This is a genomic window from Arthrobacter sp. ISL-72 (genome assembly GCF_018613755.1).
GTDB lineage: Bacteria > Actinomycetota > Actinomycetes > Actinomycetales > Micrococcaceae > Arthrobacter.
In genome coordinates this window covers 1-14,218 of the sequence record NZ_JAGGPP010000027.1, presented here as the reverse complement: position 1 = coordinate 14,218, position 14,218 = coordinate 1, and the positions used below count along the sequence as shown (strand labels likewise).

Sequence of the window (14,218 nt, the reverse complement as noted above, 5' to 3'; positions counted from 1 at the left end):
GCCTTAGAAGACTAGGGTGCGGGAATGATGCCTGTCCAAAACAACTTACGCATAGCGTGATACCCTGACGGTATTATGTATTCGCTAGACCAGCTCCGCGGCTTCACTGCTGTTGCCGAAGAACTTCATTTCGGCCGGGCTGCAGCCCGCCTCAACATGACCCAGCCGCCCCTGAGCAGGCAGATCCAGAAGCTCGAAAAGGCCATCGGCGTTCAGCTGTTTGACCGGGACAACCGCGGTGTCGCCCTGACTGCTGCCGGCAAGGCCTTCCTGGCGGACGCCCGGAAACTGCTGGAACTGGCAGACGCAGCCCCGAGCCTTGCCCGCCGGATTTCCGCAGGGTCCGCAGGTTCCGTGCGGATCGGGTTCACCGCCGCGTCCACGTTTGGACTCCTTGGCGCCCTGCTGAACGAAATTTCCGGTGCGCTGCCCGACGTGGATGTCGACCTGAAGGAAATGGTCACCAGGGACCAGACGGCGGCACTGATCAGCGGCGAAATCGACCTGGGACTGGCCCGCCCGCCGTTTGACGAGGAGCTGTTCGATTCCAGGCTGCTGTACCGGGAGCCGATCATGGTGGCGGTTCCCGCGGGCCACCGCCTGACCCGGCTCGGACGGGAAGTGACAGCGAAGGACCTGGAGGGCGAGGACCTCATCATGCACTCGCCCACGGAGGCGCGGTACTTCTACGACATCGTGATCAGCCTGGTCTCCTCGCATCGGACGTTCGTACACACCGTCAGCCAGATCCTGACCATGATCTTCCTGGTGGCCGCCGGCCGCGGCCTGGCGCTGGTGCCCCATTCGGCAACGGTGCTGGGCATCGAGGGTGTGGACTATGTGGAGCTGGGCGGCTTCGAGAAGGATCCGGTGGAGCTCCATGCCATCTGGATGCGGGGTTCCCGTAATCCGGCACTGCACCGGGTTTTGGACATCATCACCGAGGCGATTGACTAAGGCCTGCTATGGCCGCTGTGCCGCAAGGCCGGCAATGAGTGCCTCGAGTCCCAGGTTGAAGGCGACGTCCGCCGGCCGCTCGTGGCCCTGGGCGGCAAGGCTTTCCACCGCTGCCGTGAAGTGCGGCGTGGATGCGGCCATGCTCCCGGGATTGAAGATATCCGCAGGGGCCGTGACGTCGTAGGCCGAGCCGAAAATGAACGACTCCAGTGCCACGATGGAGGGAATGATGCGCTCCTGCGGGAACCCGGCCTCCCGCAGCCCCTCGCTGACTGTCTCATACATCGCCAGCGTCTGCGGCGCATCCGTGACCGGCAGGACCGCGATGACCGGAATCAGCGGCGTGTGCTTGGAGAAGACGTCCCGGTAGCTCCACGCCCACTGCCGCACGGCCTCGTCCCACGGCCCCGCGCCGAATGCGGACACGTCCACCAGGGAGGCAAGGTGGTCCTCCACCAGGACCAGCACGTCCTGCTTTGACGCGACGTGGTTGTAAAGGGCCGACGGCGCCACATTAAGCGAGCGGGCCAGTGCGGCCATGGTCAGCCCGTCATAGCCGTTCTTGCCGATCAGCCGCAGCGCGGCTGAGGTGATGACAGCCTGGTCCAGCACTGCCGAGGCCGGCCTTCCCGCGCGGCGTTTCGCCGGAGTCTCGGAGGGGCGGGAGTCCGTGGCGGGGCGTGCGGCTGCCGGCATCGTCGGCCTTTCTGCTGGCGGGGTCCCCAGCATTATTCCATCCTCCCCTTCCGTGCTGCCGAGGAACCCGCTATAGTCGTCATAAATGAATGGCATTCATTTAGTGGTCCGCGTCACTAGGGCGGCCACAGAGAGGACATCATGCTGGAACTTGACCGCGACGTCGTCGTCGTAGGCGCGGGCCCCTCCGGCCTCACCGCAGCCCGCCAACTAAAGAAGGCCGGCCTCAGTGTGGGCGTGCTGGAAGCGCGGGACCGCGTGGGGGGCCGTACGTGGACCGACACCATTGACGGTGCCATGCTGGAAATCGGCGGCCAGTGGGTTTCGCCCGACCAGACCGTACTCCTGGAACTCCTCGACGAGCTGGGGCTGGAAACATACTCCCGCTACCGTGACGGCGAATCGATCTATATTGGCGCAGACGGGAAGAGGACGCGCTATACCGGAGAATCCTTCCCGGTCAGCGAAACCACGGCCGCTGAAATGGACAAGCTGATCGGCCTGCTGGACGGGCTGGCAGCGGAAATCGGACCCACCGAGCCTTGGGCGCACCCCAAGGCGCGTGAACTGGACACCATTTCCTTCCATCAGTGGCTCCGCCAGAACTCCCCGGATGAAGAAGCGTGCAGCAACATCGGACTGTTCATTGCCGGGGGCATGCTGACCAAGCCCGCACACGCATTCTCCGCCCTGCAGGCCGTGCTGATGGCTGCCTCTGCGGGATCGTTCACCCACCTCACGGACGAGGACTTCATCCTGGACAAGCGGGTGGTGGGCGGAATGCAGCAGGTTTCGCTGCTGCAGGCGCAGGAGCTGGGCGACGACGTCGTCCTGAACAGCCCGGTCCGGACCGTCAAGTGGGCAGGGGAGTCCGACGGCGGCCCCCGCGTTACCGTGGTGTCCGACCGGGCCACGGTGAACGCCCGCTATGTGATCATGGCCGTGCCGCCGAACCTGTACTCGCGCGTGTCCTTCGACCCGCCGCTGCCGCGCCGCCAGCACCAGATGCACCAGCACCAGTCCCTGGGCCTGGTCATCAAGGTGCACGCGGTCTACAAGACGCCGTTCTGGCGGAAGGAGGGGCTGTCCGGCACCTGCTTCAGCGCCGGCTCCCTGGTGCAGGAGGTCTACGACAACACCAACCACGGCGATTCCCGCGGGACCCTTGTGGGCTTTGTCTCCGACGAAAAGGCCGACGCCGTCTTTGAGCTCAGTGCCGAAGACCGCCGCCGCGTCATCCTGGAATCCATCGCGGCCTTCCTTGGCGACAAGGCACTTGAGCCCGAGGTGTACTACGAGTCTGACTGGGGCTCTGAGGAGTGGACGCGCGGCGCCTACGCTTCCAGTTATGACCTCGGCGGCCTGCACCGTTACGGCAAGGATCAGCACCAGCCCGTCGGGCCCATCTACTGGTCCTCCGCCGACCTCGCTGCCGAGGGCTACCAACATGTGGACGGAGCTGTCCGCATGGGTCAGCTGACTGCCGCGCGAGTGGCCGCCGTCGCCAGGGTCGGGACTCCGGTCTAGGGTCATCGAGGCGGCCGCCTTCCCATACTGGCTGGCGGCGGCATCTGGCCGCCGCCGCATCCGACCCCGTTGAGAGTAAGCACGCTTACTAATAGGCTGGACCGGGTTGGGGGAACTTCCCCTGGTGAGAACAGAACGAGGTGAAAGCATGTCTGACACTGAGAACATCAGTAAAGTCACGGATATCATCAACGATTCCCACATCGGGATGCTGACCACCATCAACGAAAAAGGCGCCCTCGTCAGCCGGCCGCTGGCCGTCCAGGACGTCAAGGAAGACGGCGACATGTGGTTTTTCACGTCGTCCGAATCGTCCCAGGTGGCGCACGTCCGCGCCGACCCCCGGGTCAATGTCTCCTTCGGCAAGAACACGGAGTGGGTGTCCGTGGCAGGCACAGCGGAAGTGGTCACGGACAGGCAGAAAATTCACGGCATGTGGAACCCGGTGGTGGAGGCCTGGTTCCCGGACGGCCCCGACACTCCCGAAGTTGTCCTGCTGCGGGTCGACTCGGACTCGGCGGAGTACTGGACCAGCCCGGGCGGCCGGGCCGCAACTGTGCTGCAGTGGATCAAATCCAAAGTGACGCACAGCCGCATGAGTGTGGGTGAAAGCGGCACCGTGGAGCTGTAGGCGTCCCGGGGGGCACACTTGGGACAGGCCGCTGTGCAGTTTTAGGCCGGTGCCGTTTTTCTTAGCTGAGTGATTCCAGGAGCGTGGTGCAGGCGATTTCGCAGCGGCGGCAGGCTTCGGCGCAGATCCTGCAGTGCTCATGCATCTGGGCGTGCTGTTCGCATTCGGCAGCGCAGACAGCGCAGGCGGACCGGCAAGCTTCGAGCAGGGAGCGGATAATGGCGGAGCTGTCGCCGGTTTGTCGGGTCAGGACGGTTCCGGTCACTGCGCAGATGTCGGCGCAGTCCAAATCGGTCCGGATGCACCTGGCCAGGTCCGCAACCATGTCCTCAGCCAGGCACGAATCGGCGCAGGCGGTACAGGTCTGGGAGCATTCGAAGCAGGCGGCAATGCACGCGGCCAGTTTCTCCTTGTCCTCGGATCCGGTGCCCCCGGGGTGGGCGTTGAGCATAGCGGTGATGTAGTGGGTCATGACCTTGCTCCTGTCGGCGGGTAGATGTGCCTGCGCTTACGACGCCCACCTTAGACCCAGAACTCGCCCTACAACACCTTCCGCAGCGCGTTGAGGACTTCCGGCAGCAGAACGTCGTTCCGACCCCACTTCGGGTCCAGAACTTCCACGTACCAGGAGTCGGCCAGCAGCAGGGCCAGCGTTTCGTTGGTTTCGTCCGCCCAGTCACGGAGCTGCTCATCGTCCACCGGGATTTCACTGGAGCCGAGCACGGTAACCACCGTGGCGCCGTCGAACGTGACCGGAACTGCCGCCGCACTCGTTTCGCCCGGGGCATGGCCGATGGTGATGAGCTCGGACCTGGTGGACAGCGCCATGAGTTCCGCGGCCGCCGCCGCGCTGCAGAATCCGGTGACGTACTGGCGCTGTGCGTGGCCGGCCTCTTCGCGCACGCCGGGCTGGGATTCTTTCGTGAACAGGCCGTTCCGGTTGATCTCGGCAAGCGGGGCGGCGATGGGGCTGGTCTCCTCGTCGAAGCGGGGCGCAAAGGTGCCGGGCTGGTATTCGCTCCGGGATTCGAGCCACCGCGCTGTCAGTTCACCCGCCGCCGCGAGCGTGGTGGCCTGACGCCAGACTCCCCGGTCCGATCGCAACCTGCCGTGCTGGTCTCGTGTGTCCGTGACTAAAGGCTCCATCATGGGATGCTACCGCCGCCGCTTCCGGCCGCTCCAATGCGACCGACACATCAGTTAACCTCCAACCTCCCGGGCCAGCTACCGGGAACGCACCCCCGCGGCGGCTTCCGCCCGCCCCAGGGCATGTTCCAGACGAGCGACGGCGGGAAGGTAGCCGGGCGCCTGGACCGCGCGGAGCCGTTCGGCCTCCTTCATTGCCTTGATCAATGCAGCCGTTTCGGGCCGGCGCACGTCTGTCATATCGGGGAAGTCGATGCAATAGGCGGGGTCGAGTTCATAGCGCTGCCAGCGGGTCAGCACTGTCCGGTGACGTGCAGCCGCCGCGTCCAAATCCGCGCGTGCGTAGGTGCGGCGAAGCCGGTCTTCCTGCCAAACCATCACGCGGGGACTCCACGCGAAGGCGGCCATTGCCGTAGCGGCGGCGAGGAAACCCGCCGCGAGGCCCAGCCAGGGCGACGCAAGGGAAGGTATAAGGACGGCCGGGAACACGATCACGAGCCCGGCGAAGCCGTCCCAGAAGACGGCATCGGTGACTTCCCCGCCGTCGCGCCTGGCGTGATACCGCGCCGAGAAGACAGCACCAGCCACGCCGCACACCACGACGACGGCGCAGACTGCCAGCTGCAGGGGCCCCATGGGCACCGATTCCGTGATGACAGACACCGCTCCACCTCCGACGGAACCTGGCCGGGGTGCCATGGTCCCGCTAATTCCATTGGAGTCCCGGCACGGCCGGCCGTCAATGGGGACTGCGTGACTGCCGCGGCCACCCCGTTCCGGGCGGGGCGGCGCACAGGTAGCCTAGGCACCATGCGACTAAAAATGTGCAGCATCCACGTCAAGGACCCGGCCGCGGCCCATCAGTTCTACACCGGGACGCTGGGCTTTGAGACCCTCATGGCCATGCCCGAATACAACCTGTACATCGTGAAGGATCCCGGCTCGGCCGGGGGCAATTCGGGATCAGTGGGGCTGCTCCTGGAGCCAAGCGACAATCCGATCGGAGCCAACTACATGAACGGCCTGCACGACGCCGGGATGCCGGCGATCGTGTTCGGCGTCCCCGACGTCCGGGCCGAGTACAAGCGGCTCACTGCCCTCGGAGTGATATTCCAGGGGGAACCCGCCGAGGGGCCCACGGGTACCTCGGCCGTGCTGGACGACGGCTGCGGAAACTACGTCCAGCTGCACCAGGACTGACCTCTCCAGGCTCTGGACTCACCCCCCGCACCGGCTGGTACTGTGGCCGCATGAGCGCAGCATTGGTACGGCCCAGGAATGGCAAAATGATCGCCGGCGTCTGTGCCGGGCTCGCAGCCAGGTTCGGTGTTTCAACAGCACTCGTCCGGATCGGCTTTGTGCTGTTCGGCCTGTTCGGTGTGGGTGAGTTGGTCTACATGGCGTTATGGTTCGTGATGCCCAAGGAGTAGCCCGGCGACGGCGGGAAAGTGCTTACTGCGCCGCGGGCGGTGCAACGGAATCCCGCACAACCAGCGGGCAGTCCAGGACGGTCGGGTGGGCGGCGAACAGCCCCAGGTCCGCTTTGCCTTCAATGGCATCGATCAGGTTTTCCGTGGCCCAGGCGCCCATCTCGTAGTGCGGAAGCGCCACCGTGGTCAGGGCCGGGTACAGGTTTTCGGCGATGAGTTCCTGGTTGTCGAAGCCGACCACCGAAAGTTCCGCCGGAATGCTGAGGCCGAGCTCGCCGGCCGCCCGGTACAAGCCCATGGCCATGCGGTCGTTGTAGCAAAAGACGGCTGTTGGCCGGCTTTCCGACCGGAGCAGGCGCAGGGCTGCCTGGTAGCCGCCGGGCACTTCGGAGTGTTCCGCCTGGACCAGGTCGGCATGGAATTCCAGGCCGGTTTCTTCCAGGGTCTCTTTGAAGGCGCGCAGCCGGGAGTGGGTCGCGGGGACGTCGTCGGTGTTGTTGATCATGCCGATCCTGGTATGGCCTGCGTCGATCAGGGTCTGGACGGCGGCCCGTGCACCGCCCTCCTCGTCCGGGATCACCGACGAGATGGACTGGCCGACGTCCTCGGAGTCCACCAGCACGGCAGGGAGTCCGGCCAGGTTCGCCGGCACCGTGAAACGGCGGTGGTACATCGTGGCGTACAGGATGCCGTCCACCTGCCGGTCCATGAGTGCGGCAACATCGCTCTCGCGTGACTCCGCTGACCCGGTGCTGGTGGAGTTGATGATCATGATGTTGTAGCCACGGCGTTTAGCGGTTTCCTCGGAGCCCAGGATGATCCGGCCGGCGTGCGGAGTGGTGGCGATTTCCTCGCTGATGAACCCGATCATGCCGGAACGCTGGGTACGGAGGGCCTGGGCCAGCCGGTTCGGGCCGTACCCGAGCCGGTGCGCGGCCTCCTGGACCCGTTCCCTGGTTTCGGCGCCCACCCGCGCGTAGGCGACGTCGTTGAGGACGTGGGAGACCGTGGTGACGGAGACGCCTGCCGCGGCAGCTACGTCTTTGATTCCGACTGTCTTGCTCATATCCCCCACGTCCTTATGGTCCTGTTGTGATTCTACGTGCGGCTTATTCGTCCCAGAGCCCGTGTTCGGGCCAGCGCGAGACCTTGAGCGAGGTGGTGCAGCGGACCGGGTCCTCGATGTGGAAACGGTACATGCTCCACAGGCCGAAGTGTTCCTGGACGCTGCTGGAGTGGTCTGGTCAACGGTGGGGAGCCGGGGCAGAATTGTTCCACCCTGACCTTGGTGGTGACGAACTGTGGCGCTTGCGATCGTGCTTGTTTGCACGCTGTTGCTGCTTGTTGGCGTGGCCATGGCCGTGGCGTGGGGCGGGCAAGCGGTAAAGCGTCCTCCGGGGCCCGTTTCGAGGGCGGGTCCTCCGGTGGCGTCGTCAGTCTCCCCGCAGGATGCAATCGTAAACGCTCAGGTTTCCGCGCTGCGGCGCTACCTCTGGTGGGCCAACGTGGCAACTGTGGCCGCCCTGGCCTCCGGAGTCCTGGTTGCAGGGGCCGGCGGCAGGCTCGTAATGCGGGTGTTGGCGGTCACCTCGCCGGTCTCGGCCCAGGGGCGCCTCACCGAAGCCTTGGCCAACGTCGGGTTCCCCACCTTGGGGGGCAGCATTGCCCTGTTCATTTTCGGGGGGCTTCCGGCCGGTTTTGCCGCTGCCTTTATTTATCTGTTGATCCACCGCTGGCTTCCCGCTGGCCGATGGGCAGGACCGCTGCTCGGAGTGTTCCTCCTCCTGCTCTTCGGTGCCTCCGTGGAGCCGCTCCGGGCGGATAATATCGACTTTGCGATCGTGGGGCCGGGCTGGCTGTCCGTGGTGCTGTTCTCCGTGCTTGCCGTCTTGCATGGTGCTGTGGTGGCGGCGGTGGCCGGTGCTTTCAGCCGGCACCTCCCGCTTCCCTTCGGGAAGAATTGGAAGTACTACCTCCCGCTCCTGGCGGCCATCCTGTTCGTGCCTGCGGGCGTCGTGCTCGGTGTCGGCGCGCTGGCGGCCATGGTGTGGAGCAGGCTTGTTCCGGCCGCCTGGGGCATGCAGCGAAGCGCCGGCGGATCTTCCGTTGCCACTTCGGGCGCCAGTGGCATGGAGCTCCCGGCCGCGGCCAGGCGGCGAACGGCAGTTACCTGGGCAGGACCCGGCCTTCTGGGTGTGGCAGCCATCGCGGCGCTGCCACTCTTTATCAGTACTGTGATCTCTATTGTTTCGCGTTGACCGGTTGCAGGCCGGCATTGGAGCGGCTGCCGTCTATTGCGTCGATGAGTGCGGCCAGAACCGCGTCCTGGGTGCCGCCGGCATCAATACGCAGGAATCCGGGGTACTCCGGGAGGGCGCGGTACCCGTGACTGAGCGCCGTCAGTTCTTCAAGGGTTTCAGTGTCCGTCCCCCGCAAAAGAATGCGCTCCAGAGCCTGTCCCGGGGCGATGTCGAAGTGGATCACCAGATCCGGCGAGGGAAGGCGCCGCAGCAGCCAGGGCAGGAACCGGCCCCGCGGCAGGCCCCTGACGCTGCGCAGCCCGAGCTGGCAGTGGAGGTGGCGGTCCATGACCACCAGGCCGCGGAATCTGTGGGCGCGTGCATGCGACACCAGAACATTGACCGTCCGGATCACGGTCTCCAAGGCGTCCGCCAGGCGCGGGTGGAGCGGAATCCCGGAGCGCGCCGACCACTGGGTCATGTTGCGGCGCCCGGCATGGTTGCGCAGCAGGAGGGCGTTGCGCCCGGCCAGGCGGGCGGCTTCCACGGCTGCGCGTGCCGCGGTGGTCTTTCCGGCACCATCAATTCCGGTGAGGACTATCAGCAGGGGTAGCTCATTTCGTCGTGGCGGCAGTTTATGCATCGGGGGCAGGTTGAGGTCCGTCAGGCTGTTGGAGTACGGATTGTGGTGTTACTGGTTCAACGAAAGGCCGGCCGTGATTGTCCCCGGAGAAACTTGTTCGCTGTTCGACGTCCGGATTTCATATGCCGTTAATTGGGGCGATTTAGCGTGGTTCTTCAGGCATCATCCGCTAGAAGGGATCCATCATGGCCGACATCGCTGCTGTGCTGGGACGGCTCACGCCGGAAGAGCTCGACGAGCTGCGGGACATTGGTCCCCAGGGGCACCTGACCAGGCACCTTATTGATGCCCTGGACAGGGCTGCCGGCGGGTCGGGTGCGGGCCGCGGCTATTACGTGCCCACCGGTAGCGTGGGTGCAACGGGCGGGCCCCACCTTGTGCTGCGCAGCGACGTCACTGCCTGGCTGTTCGGGACAACTCCGCGGATTCCGCACGGCAACCAATCCGCTGAGACTGCCGAGGCGGTTCAAACGGGAACTGACTGGTCGGAGCTGCGCCCCGGCGACAGAGTGGCAATCGTGCGCGGCAAGCGGGTCACGGCATCAGGCATTGTGGACGCCATGACCGAGGACGCCTCCACGGTATGGGTCCTGTTCGAAGGCGTTGCGCCCAGGCGGATGTTCCACCGAGGCGACCCGGACGACCTGCGGCCCGTGCGCTAGCTCCTGCGGCGGCTTCGGCCCCGCAGCCGCGCCATCTCCCCTGGAGCAGGGTCACTCGGCCTTGGCGCGGGCTTTCTTGGCGGCCTTCTTCGCAGCTTCGTCCTTGACGCGCTGCGCGTCGGCGCGCACTGCGGCGTGCGTGGAGCGCTCGGCGACCAGCCATGCCGGCGGAGCCTGCAGCAGCGCGGTGATTTCCGCCGTCGTAAGCGCATCTTCTACGCCGCCGCGGGCCAGGCCGCTGATGGAAACGTTCAGCTTCTGCGCCACCACGGGGCGGGGGTGCGGGCCGTTGCGGCGGAGTTCAGCCAGCCACTCCGGCGGGTTGGCCTGGAGCTCGGCGAAATCGGCGCGGGTGATAACCGAATCCTGGAACTCCTGGGGTGTTGCGGGCAGGTAGATGCCAAGCTTCTTGGCAACGGTGGCCGGCTTCATGGACTGGGAGTTTGCAGAGGTCATGGTTCAAGGGTATCCGGCGGGGGACCATCCCCACGCACTGGCGGTACTGTGAACGTGTGTCCGCTGAAGAAGAATTCCCGCAAGCACCCGCACCTTCCGAACCGGAAGGGCGGGAGCTGCGCTTCGCCTACGTTGCGGGCGTGACGCCGGGGAAATGGATCCGGCGCTGGGAAGAACGGATGCCGAACGTTCCGCTGCAGTCCTTTATGTCCGACGACGGCGCGCAACTCTCGGTCCTGGGCGACGGTTCGGCGGATCTCAGCTTCGTCCGGCTCCCGGTGGATCGCGAGGGCCTGAACGTGATTCCGCTGTACGAGGAGCAGCCCGTGGTGGTCGCCCCCAAGGGGCACGAAATTTCCGTGTTCGAAGAGGTGGCTCTGGCGGACCTCGTTACCGAGACGTTCCTCAACGTGGCGGAACTGGGCGGGGCCGAAACAGCGCTGCAGGTGGTGGCGTCCGGCGCGGGGCTGGTCATCCTGCCGATGTCCGTGGCCCGCCATTTCAACGTGAAGGACACCGTGGCGCGGAAACTCACGGGCGCGCCCACCACGCAGATCGCCCTGGCCTGGCCCAGTGAGACCACCGACGAGGTGATCGAGGAGTTCATCGGGATTGTCCGCGGCCGGACCGCCCAGAGTTCGCGGCAGCCGTCGGCGAAGGTGGAGAAGCCGAAGAAAGAGCCGAAGCCCGATCGCCGCGGGACGGGCGTCAAGAAGCCCAAGGTTGCCCAGCGCTATGCCCCGAACCCGGACAAAGGCCGCGGCAAGGGATCACGCAAGAAGGGGAAGCGCTAGGACCTCAGGCCGCGCAGGCGTCCTTCAAAGCGGTGACGGACTCAGCGGGAACCTGGTCGCCGGCTTCGGCGATCTGCTGCAGCGGAGTGGTGATCTCGGCGGGCACGCCCGCGGTTTCAGCGCCCGCCACCAGGCCTCCCAGCAGTTCCTTGTCCTTGACGCTGACAATTCCGTCCTCCACGAGGGCGCAGACCTGGCCCTTGACCTGGTCTGCAGCAGCGGTGGCAACCTGGGAGGCGCCGTCGTTTACTGCCTTTTCGGCTGCTTCCTGGACCTGGCCGCATCCGGTAAGCAGGATCATGAGGGTGGCAGCGGGCAGGACGGCGAGGCGGGATTTCATGTTTCCAGCGTAGCAAGGCCGCTTCGTCGGGCTGACGTGGTCCGGGTGCCGCCGTCCTGGATGGACGCCGGCACCCTGCGAGTGGACCGCTGAGCTCGTGTTCAGTTTGCGCTTATTGAAGATGACATCCACGGCCAGGGCGAGGATGATGACTGCACCCTTGACCGTGCCCTGCCAGCGGTCAGCAGGATGCCGGCGATTCCGGCGCAAAGGGCACAGACGATGTAGGCGATGGTCAGGACGCGGTCCACCTTGATGCCGGCAAGGCGGCTGGCTTCAAAGTTGCCGCCGATGGCGTAGATGTGACGGCCGAACCGCGTGTGCGCCAGGAGGATATGGGCGGCAATCGCGACGCCGATGAACCAGAACACGATGCTGGAGACGCCGAGGATCTTCGCCGACGTCAGGGCGGTGAGCCAGCCGGGAAGGTTGCTGACGGAACCGCCGGATGATCTCGCCCGGCACCGATGTCCCTTGTCCAGCTCGCCGGCGTAGGCGCCGTCGCGCAGCACCACCACCCGGTCGCAGATCCGCGGGATCTCATCGAGCCGGTGGCTGACATAGAGCACCGGGATGCCCTGGGCCTTGAGCTTGCGGATCACGTCGAGCAGTTCGTCCACTTCGTCCGGGTTCAGGGCCGCCGTGGGTTCATCCAGGATGATCGAAGGCCTCCAGGTGGCGGCCAAGGTCCTGCGGGACGCGGACGCGGCACTGACTGCGTCGCTGCACCTCACGGCGTAGCACCCGCTTCGTTCAGTAGCGATAAATCACGACGCCGGCCGGTCACCGCAAAAGGTGACCGGCCGGCGTCGTACGTCCCCCGCTTGGTTGATACACCCCCGGTTGCGCCGGGAGTTTTTGTCCAGATCAAGGGACTTAAACGCCTTAAAACTCGCGATATGTGGACAAAAACTCGACGGCCGGGGAATAGGGGAGGGACTCAACTGGAAGCGGCCCGGTTTGCATGTTGCCCGGGGACCGGATAAAGTGTGAGCCGTGTCACCGACAAGCGACACATGCTTTTGATCTGCGGCGGGAGAGTCCTGCCGGTACGTTCAGCAGGCGCCGTAGGAGCAAATCCTCCCCAGGAATCTCTCAGGCCCACGTACCGCCGCGGCGAGGCAACTCTGGAAAGTAGTCCGGTTACCGGACTCACCGACGGTGCAAGCGGGCCCCTGTAACAGGAGGAGCCGGCGGAAACTCTCAGGTCAAATACAGAGCGGGGAGGAACCCGAATCAACGTGGTGCTTTACACCACCTGAATTATGGAGTTCCTCATGACGATAACGTCGTCCCTTTCCACGTTTGCAGACCGCCACATCGGTGCCCGCCGCCAGGCCGACATCGACACCATGCTCAAGGCCGTCGGCTACGACAGCGTCGATAACCTGGTTGACGTCGCGGTTCCCGATTCCATCCGTCAGGAGGGCGCCCTGACTCTGTCGGGGCACGGCACAGCCGCCCTCAGCGAGGTCGAGGTGCTGGCCGAACTGCGCCGGCTCGCAGGCAAGAACAAGACCGCGGTCCAGATGATCGGCCAGGGCTACTACGACACCGTGACGCCGGCCGTGATCCGCCGCAACATCCTGGAAGCCCCGGCCTGGTACACGGCCTACACCCCATACCAGCCGGAGATTTCGCAGGGCCGCCTTGAAGCGCTGCTGAACTTCCAGACCATGGTCCAGGACCTGACCGGGCTGCCGGTGGCCAACGCCTCCCTGCTGGACGAAGCCACGGCCGTAGCTGAAGCCGTCCTGCTGATGCGCCGGGCCAACAAAGCCGCAGGTGCCAGGGACGGCAAGACCATCCTGGACGCCGACTGCCTCCCGCAGACCATCGCCATCGTCCAGGGCCGGGCGGAGGCGCTCGGCTTCGAGGTTGAGGTGGCGGACCTGTCCCAGGGACTTCCCGACGGCGACATCAACGGCGTCGTGCTCCAGCAGCCCGGTGTTTCAGGCCGAGTCTGGGACCAGTCAGGCGTGATCGCGGCCGCCAAGGAACGCGGCGCCCTGGTCACGGTTGCGGCCGACCTTTTGGCGCTGACCCTGATCACTCCGCCCGGCGAGCAAGGTGCCGATATCGCCGTCGGCTCCACCCAGCGCTTCGGCGTCCCGCTGTTCTTCGGCGGCCCGCATGCCGCCTACATGGCAGTTCGCACCGGCATGGAACGCACGCTTCCCGGCCGCATCGTCGGCGTGTCCAAGGACAACGCAGGCGCCCCCGCCTACCGTCTGGCCCTGCAGACCCGCGAGCAGCACATCCGCCGCGAGAAGGCCACCTCCAACATCTGCACCGCCCAGGCCCTGCTGGCCATCGTGTCCTCCTTCTACGCCGTCTACCACGGCCCGGACGGCCTGAAGGCGATCGCCGAGAACGTCCACAACAACGCCCGCGTCCTGGCCACGGCACTAAAGACCGCAGGCCGGGAACTGGTCAGCGAGTCCTTCTTCGACACCCTCACCGTCCGCGTTCCGGGCAAGGCCAGGAAGGTCATCACCGCAGCCGAGGCCAGCGGCATCAACCTGCGCTTCATCGACGCGGACACGGTGGGCGTGTCCATCGATGAAACCACGACGGCGAAGGCCCTGTCCTCGGTGGCCGTCGCCTTTGGCGCCGGCCCCGTGGGGGACGCGAGCGGCTTTGAATTGCCCGGATCGGTGCTGCGCACCTCGGACTACCTGCAGCATCCGGTGTTC

18 protein-coding genes, 1 pseudogene and 1 riboswitch are annotated in these 14,218 nt (G+C 65.6%); of the genes and pseudogenes, 9 read left to right on the top strand and 10 right to left on the bottom strand.

Features of this window, described 5'->3' with window-relative positions; genetic code table 11:
* Nucleotides 1-75 precede the first annotated feature (75 nt).
* Complete coding sequence (locus J7I92_RS18890; protein ID WP_214843040.1) at nt 76-957, top strand: LysR family transcriptional regulator; 882 nt, start codon at nt 76-78, stop codon at nt 955-957.
* A gap of 6 nt (nt 958-963) precedes the next feature.
* On the opposite strand, the gene J7I92_RS18885 is transcribed toward J7I92_RS18890, so the two are convergent.
* A complete protein-coding gene (locus tag J7I92_RS18885; protein WP_251040168.1) occupies nt 964-1,653 on the bottom strand; it encodes a TetR/AcrR family transcriptional regulator in 690 nt (229 codons plus the stop codon).
* Nucleotides 1,654-1,794: 141 nt separating this feature from the next.
* Between J7I92_RS18885 and J7I92_RS18880 the strand changes: the two genes are divergently transcribed.
* Together J7I92_RS18880 and J7I92_RS18875 are read left to right on the top strand one after the other, a co-directional pair.
* The gene (locus J7I92_RS18880) at nt 1,795-3,180 is read left to right on the top strand and encodes an NAD(P)/FAD-dependent oxidoreductase (protein ID WP_214843039.1); all 1,386 of its coding nucleotides are present in this window, start codon (nt 1,795-1,797) and stop codon (nt 3,178-3,180) included.
* Nucleotides 3,181-3,328: 148 nt separating this feature from the next.
* Nucleotides 3,329-3,811 (top strand): pyridoxamine 5'-phosphate oxidase family protein, encoded by a 483-nt coding sequence (locus J7I92_RS18875; protein ID WP_214843037.1) that lies wholly within the window; start codon nt 3,329-3,331, stop codon nt 3,809-3,811.
* Between the two features lie 61 nt (nt 3,812-3,872).
* Here J7I92_RS18875 and J7I92_RS18870 read toward each other — a convergent pair whose 3' ends face one another.
* The 3 genes from J7I92_RS18870 to J7I92_RS18860 form a co-directional block, all read right to left on the bottom strand.
* Nucleotides 3,873-4,283 carry a four-helix bundle copper-binding protein gene (locus J7I92_RS18870; RefSeq protein ID WP_214843036.1) on the bottom strand — a complete coding sequence of 137 codons (411 nt, stop codon included), beginning with the start codon at nt 4,281-4,283 and terminating at the stop codon, nt 3,873-3,875.
* Nucleotides 4,284-4,351: 68 nt separating this feature from the next.
* Entirely contained in the window at nt 4,352-4,957 is a 606-nt protein-coding gene (locus tag J7I92_RS18865; RefSeq protein WP_214843035.1) for a DUF6919 domain-containing protein, read from the bottom strand.
* Nucleotides 4,958-5,035: 78 nt separating this feature from the next.
* Complete coding sequence (locus J7I92_RS18860; RefSeq protein WP_214843034.1) at nt 5,036-5,620, bottom strand: hypothetical protein; 585 nt, start codon at nt 5,618-5,620, stop codon at nt 5,036-5,038.
* A gap of 147 nt (nt 5,621-5,767) precedes the next feature.
* Here J7I92_RS18860 and J7I92_RS18855 point away from each other — a divergent pair, with 147 nt between their 5' ends.
* Entirely contained in the window at nt 5,768-6,157 is a 390-nt protein-coding gene (locus tag J7I92_RS18855) for a VOC family protein (protein ID WP_214843033.1), read from the top strand.
* Nucleotides 6,158-6,207: 50 nt separating this feature from the next.
* Nucleotides 6,208-6,387, top strand: a complete 180-nt coding sequence (locus J7I92_RS18850; protein WP_214843032.1) for a PspC domain-containing protein — start codon at nt 6,208-6,210, stop codon at nt 6,385-6,387.
* 22 nt (nt 6,388-6,409) lie between these two features.
* On the opposite strand, the gene J7I92_RS18845 is transcribed toward J7I92_RS18850, so the two are convergent.
* Together J7I92_RS18845 and J7I92_RS18840 are read right to left on the bottom strand one after the other, a co-directional pair.
* A complete protein-coding gene (locus J7I92_RS18845) occupies nt 6,410-7,453 on the bottom strand; it encodes a LacI family DNA-binding transcriptional regulator (protein ID WP_214843031.1) in 1,044 nt (347 codons plus the stop codon).
* A 43-nt stretch (nt 7,454-7,496) separates the two neighbouring features.
* On the bottom strand, nt 7,497-7,586 hold the full coding sequence (locus tag J7I92_RS18840; RefSeq protein WP_214843029.1) for a DUF2961 domain-containing protein: 90 nt from the start codon (nt 7,584-7,586) through the stop codon (nt 7,497-7,499).
* 225 nt (nt 7,587-7,811) lie between these two features.
* Between J7I92_RS18840 and J7I92_RS18835 the strand changes: the two genes are divergently transcribed.
* Nucleotides 7,812-8,645 carry a hypothetical protein gene (locus J7I92_RS18835; protein WP_214843027.1) on the top strand — a complete coding sequence of 278 codons (834 nt, stop codon included), beginning with the start codon at nt 7,812-7,814 and terminating at the stop codon, nt 8,643-8,645.
* On the opposite strand, the gene J7I92_RS18830 is transcribed toward J7I92_RS18835, so the two are convergent.
* Nucleotides 8,629-9,234: a thymidylate kinase gene (locus tag J7I92_RS18830; protein WP_214843309.1), complete on the bottom strand. Its 606-nt coding sequence runs from the start codon at nt 9,232-9,234 to the stop codon at nt 8,629-8,631. The genes J7I92_RS18835 and J7I92_RS18830 overlap by 17 nt on opposite strands.
* Before the next feature lie 221 nt (nt 9,235-9,455).
* On the opposite strand from J7I92_RS18830, the gene J7I92_RS24045 reads away from it, so the two are divergent.
* Nucleotides 9,456-9,932: a hypothetical protein gene (locus J7I92_RS24045; protein ID WP_251040167.1), complete on the top strand. Its 477-nt coding sequence runs from the start codon at nt 9,456-9,458 to the stop codon at nt 9,930-9,932.
* Nucleotides 9,933-9,983: 51 nt separating this feature from the next.
* Here the strand turns inward: J7I92_RS24045 and J7I92_RS18820 are convergent, their stop codons facing one another.
* Nucleotides 9,984-10,388, bottom strand: coding sequence for a DUF5997 family protein (locus tag J7I92_RS18820; protein ID WP_214843024.1), 405 nt, complete (start codon nt 10,386-10,388; stop codon nt 9,984-9,986).
* Between the two features lie 56 nt (nt 10,389-10,444).
* Between J7I92_RS18820 and J7I92_RS18815 the strand changes: the two genes are divergently transcribed.
* Nucleotides 10,445-11,182 carry a substrate-binding domain-containing protein gene (locus J7I92_RS18815; RefSeq protein ID WP_214843022.1) on the top strand — a complete coding sequence of 246 codons (738 nt, stop codon included), beginning with the start codon at nt 10,445-10,447 and terminating at the stop codon, nt 11,180-11,182.
* A gap of 4 nt (nt 11,183-11,186) precedes the next feature.
* On the opposite strand, the gene J7I92_RS18810 is transcribed toward J7I92_RS18815, so the two are convergent.
* Together J7I92_RS18810 and J7I92_RS18805 are read right to left on the bottom strand one after the other, a co-directional pair.
* Nucleotides 11,187-11,522, bottom strand: coding sequence for a hypothetical protein (locus J7I92_RS18810; RefSeq protein WP_214843019.1), 336 nt, complete (start codon nt 11,520-11,522; stop codon nt 11,187-11,189).
* Between the two features lie 101 nt (nt 11,523-11,623).
* Nucleotides 11,624-12,256, bottom strand: a complete 633-nt coding sequence (locus J7I92_RS18805) for an ABC transporter permease (protein ID WP_214843017.1) — start codon at nt 12,254-12,256, stop codon at nt 11,624-11,626.
* Between the two features lie 289 nt (nt 12,257-12,545).
* A riboswitch (glycine riboswitch) is annotated at nt 12,546-12,643 on the top strand.
* 156 nt (nt 12,644-12,799) lie between these two features.
* Between J7I92_RS18805 and J7I92_RS18800 the strand changes: the two are divergent.
* A pseudogene (locus J7I92_RS18800) lies at nt 12,800-14,218 on the top strand (glycine dehydrogenase); the annotation flags it as partial.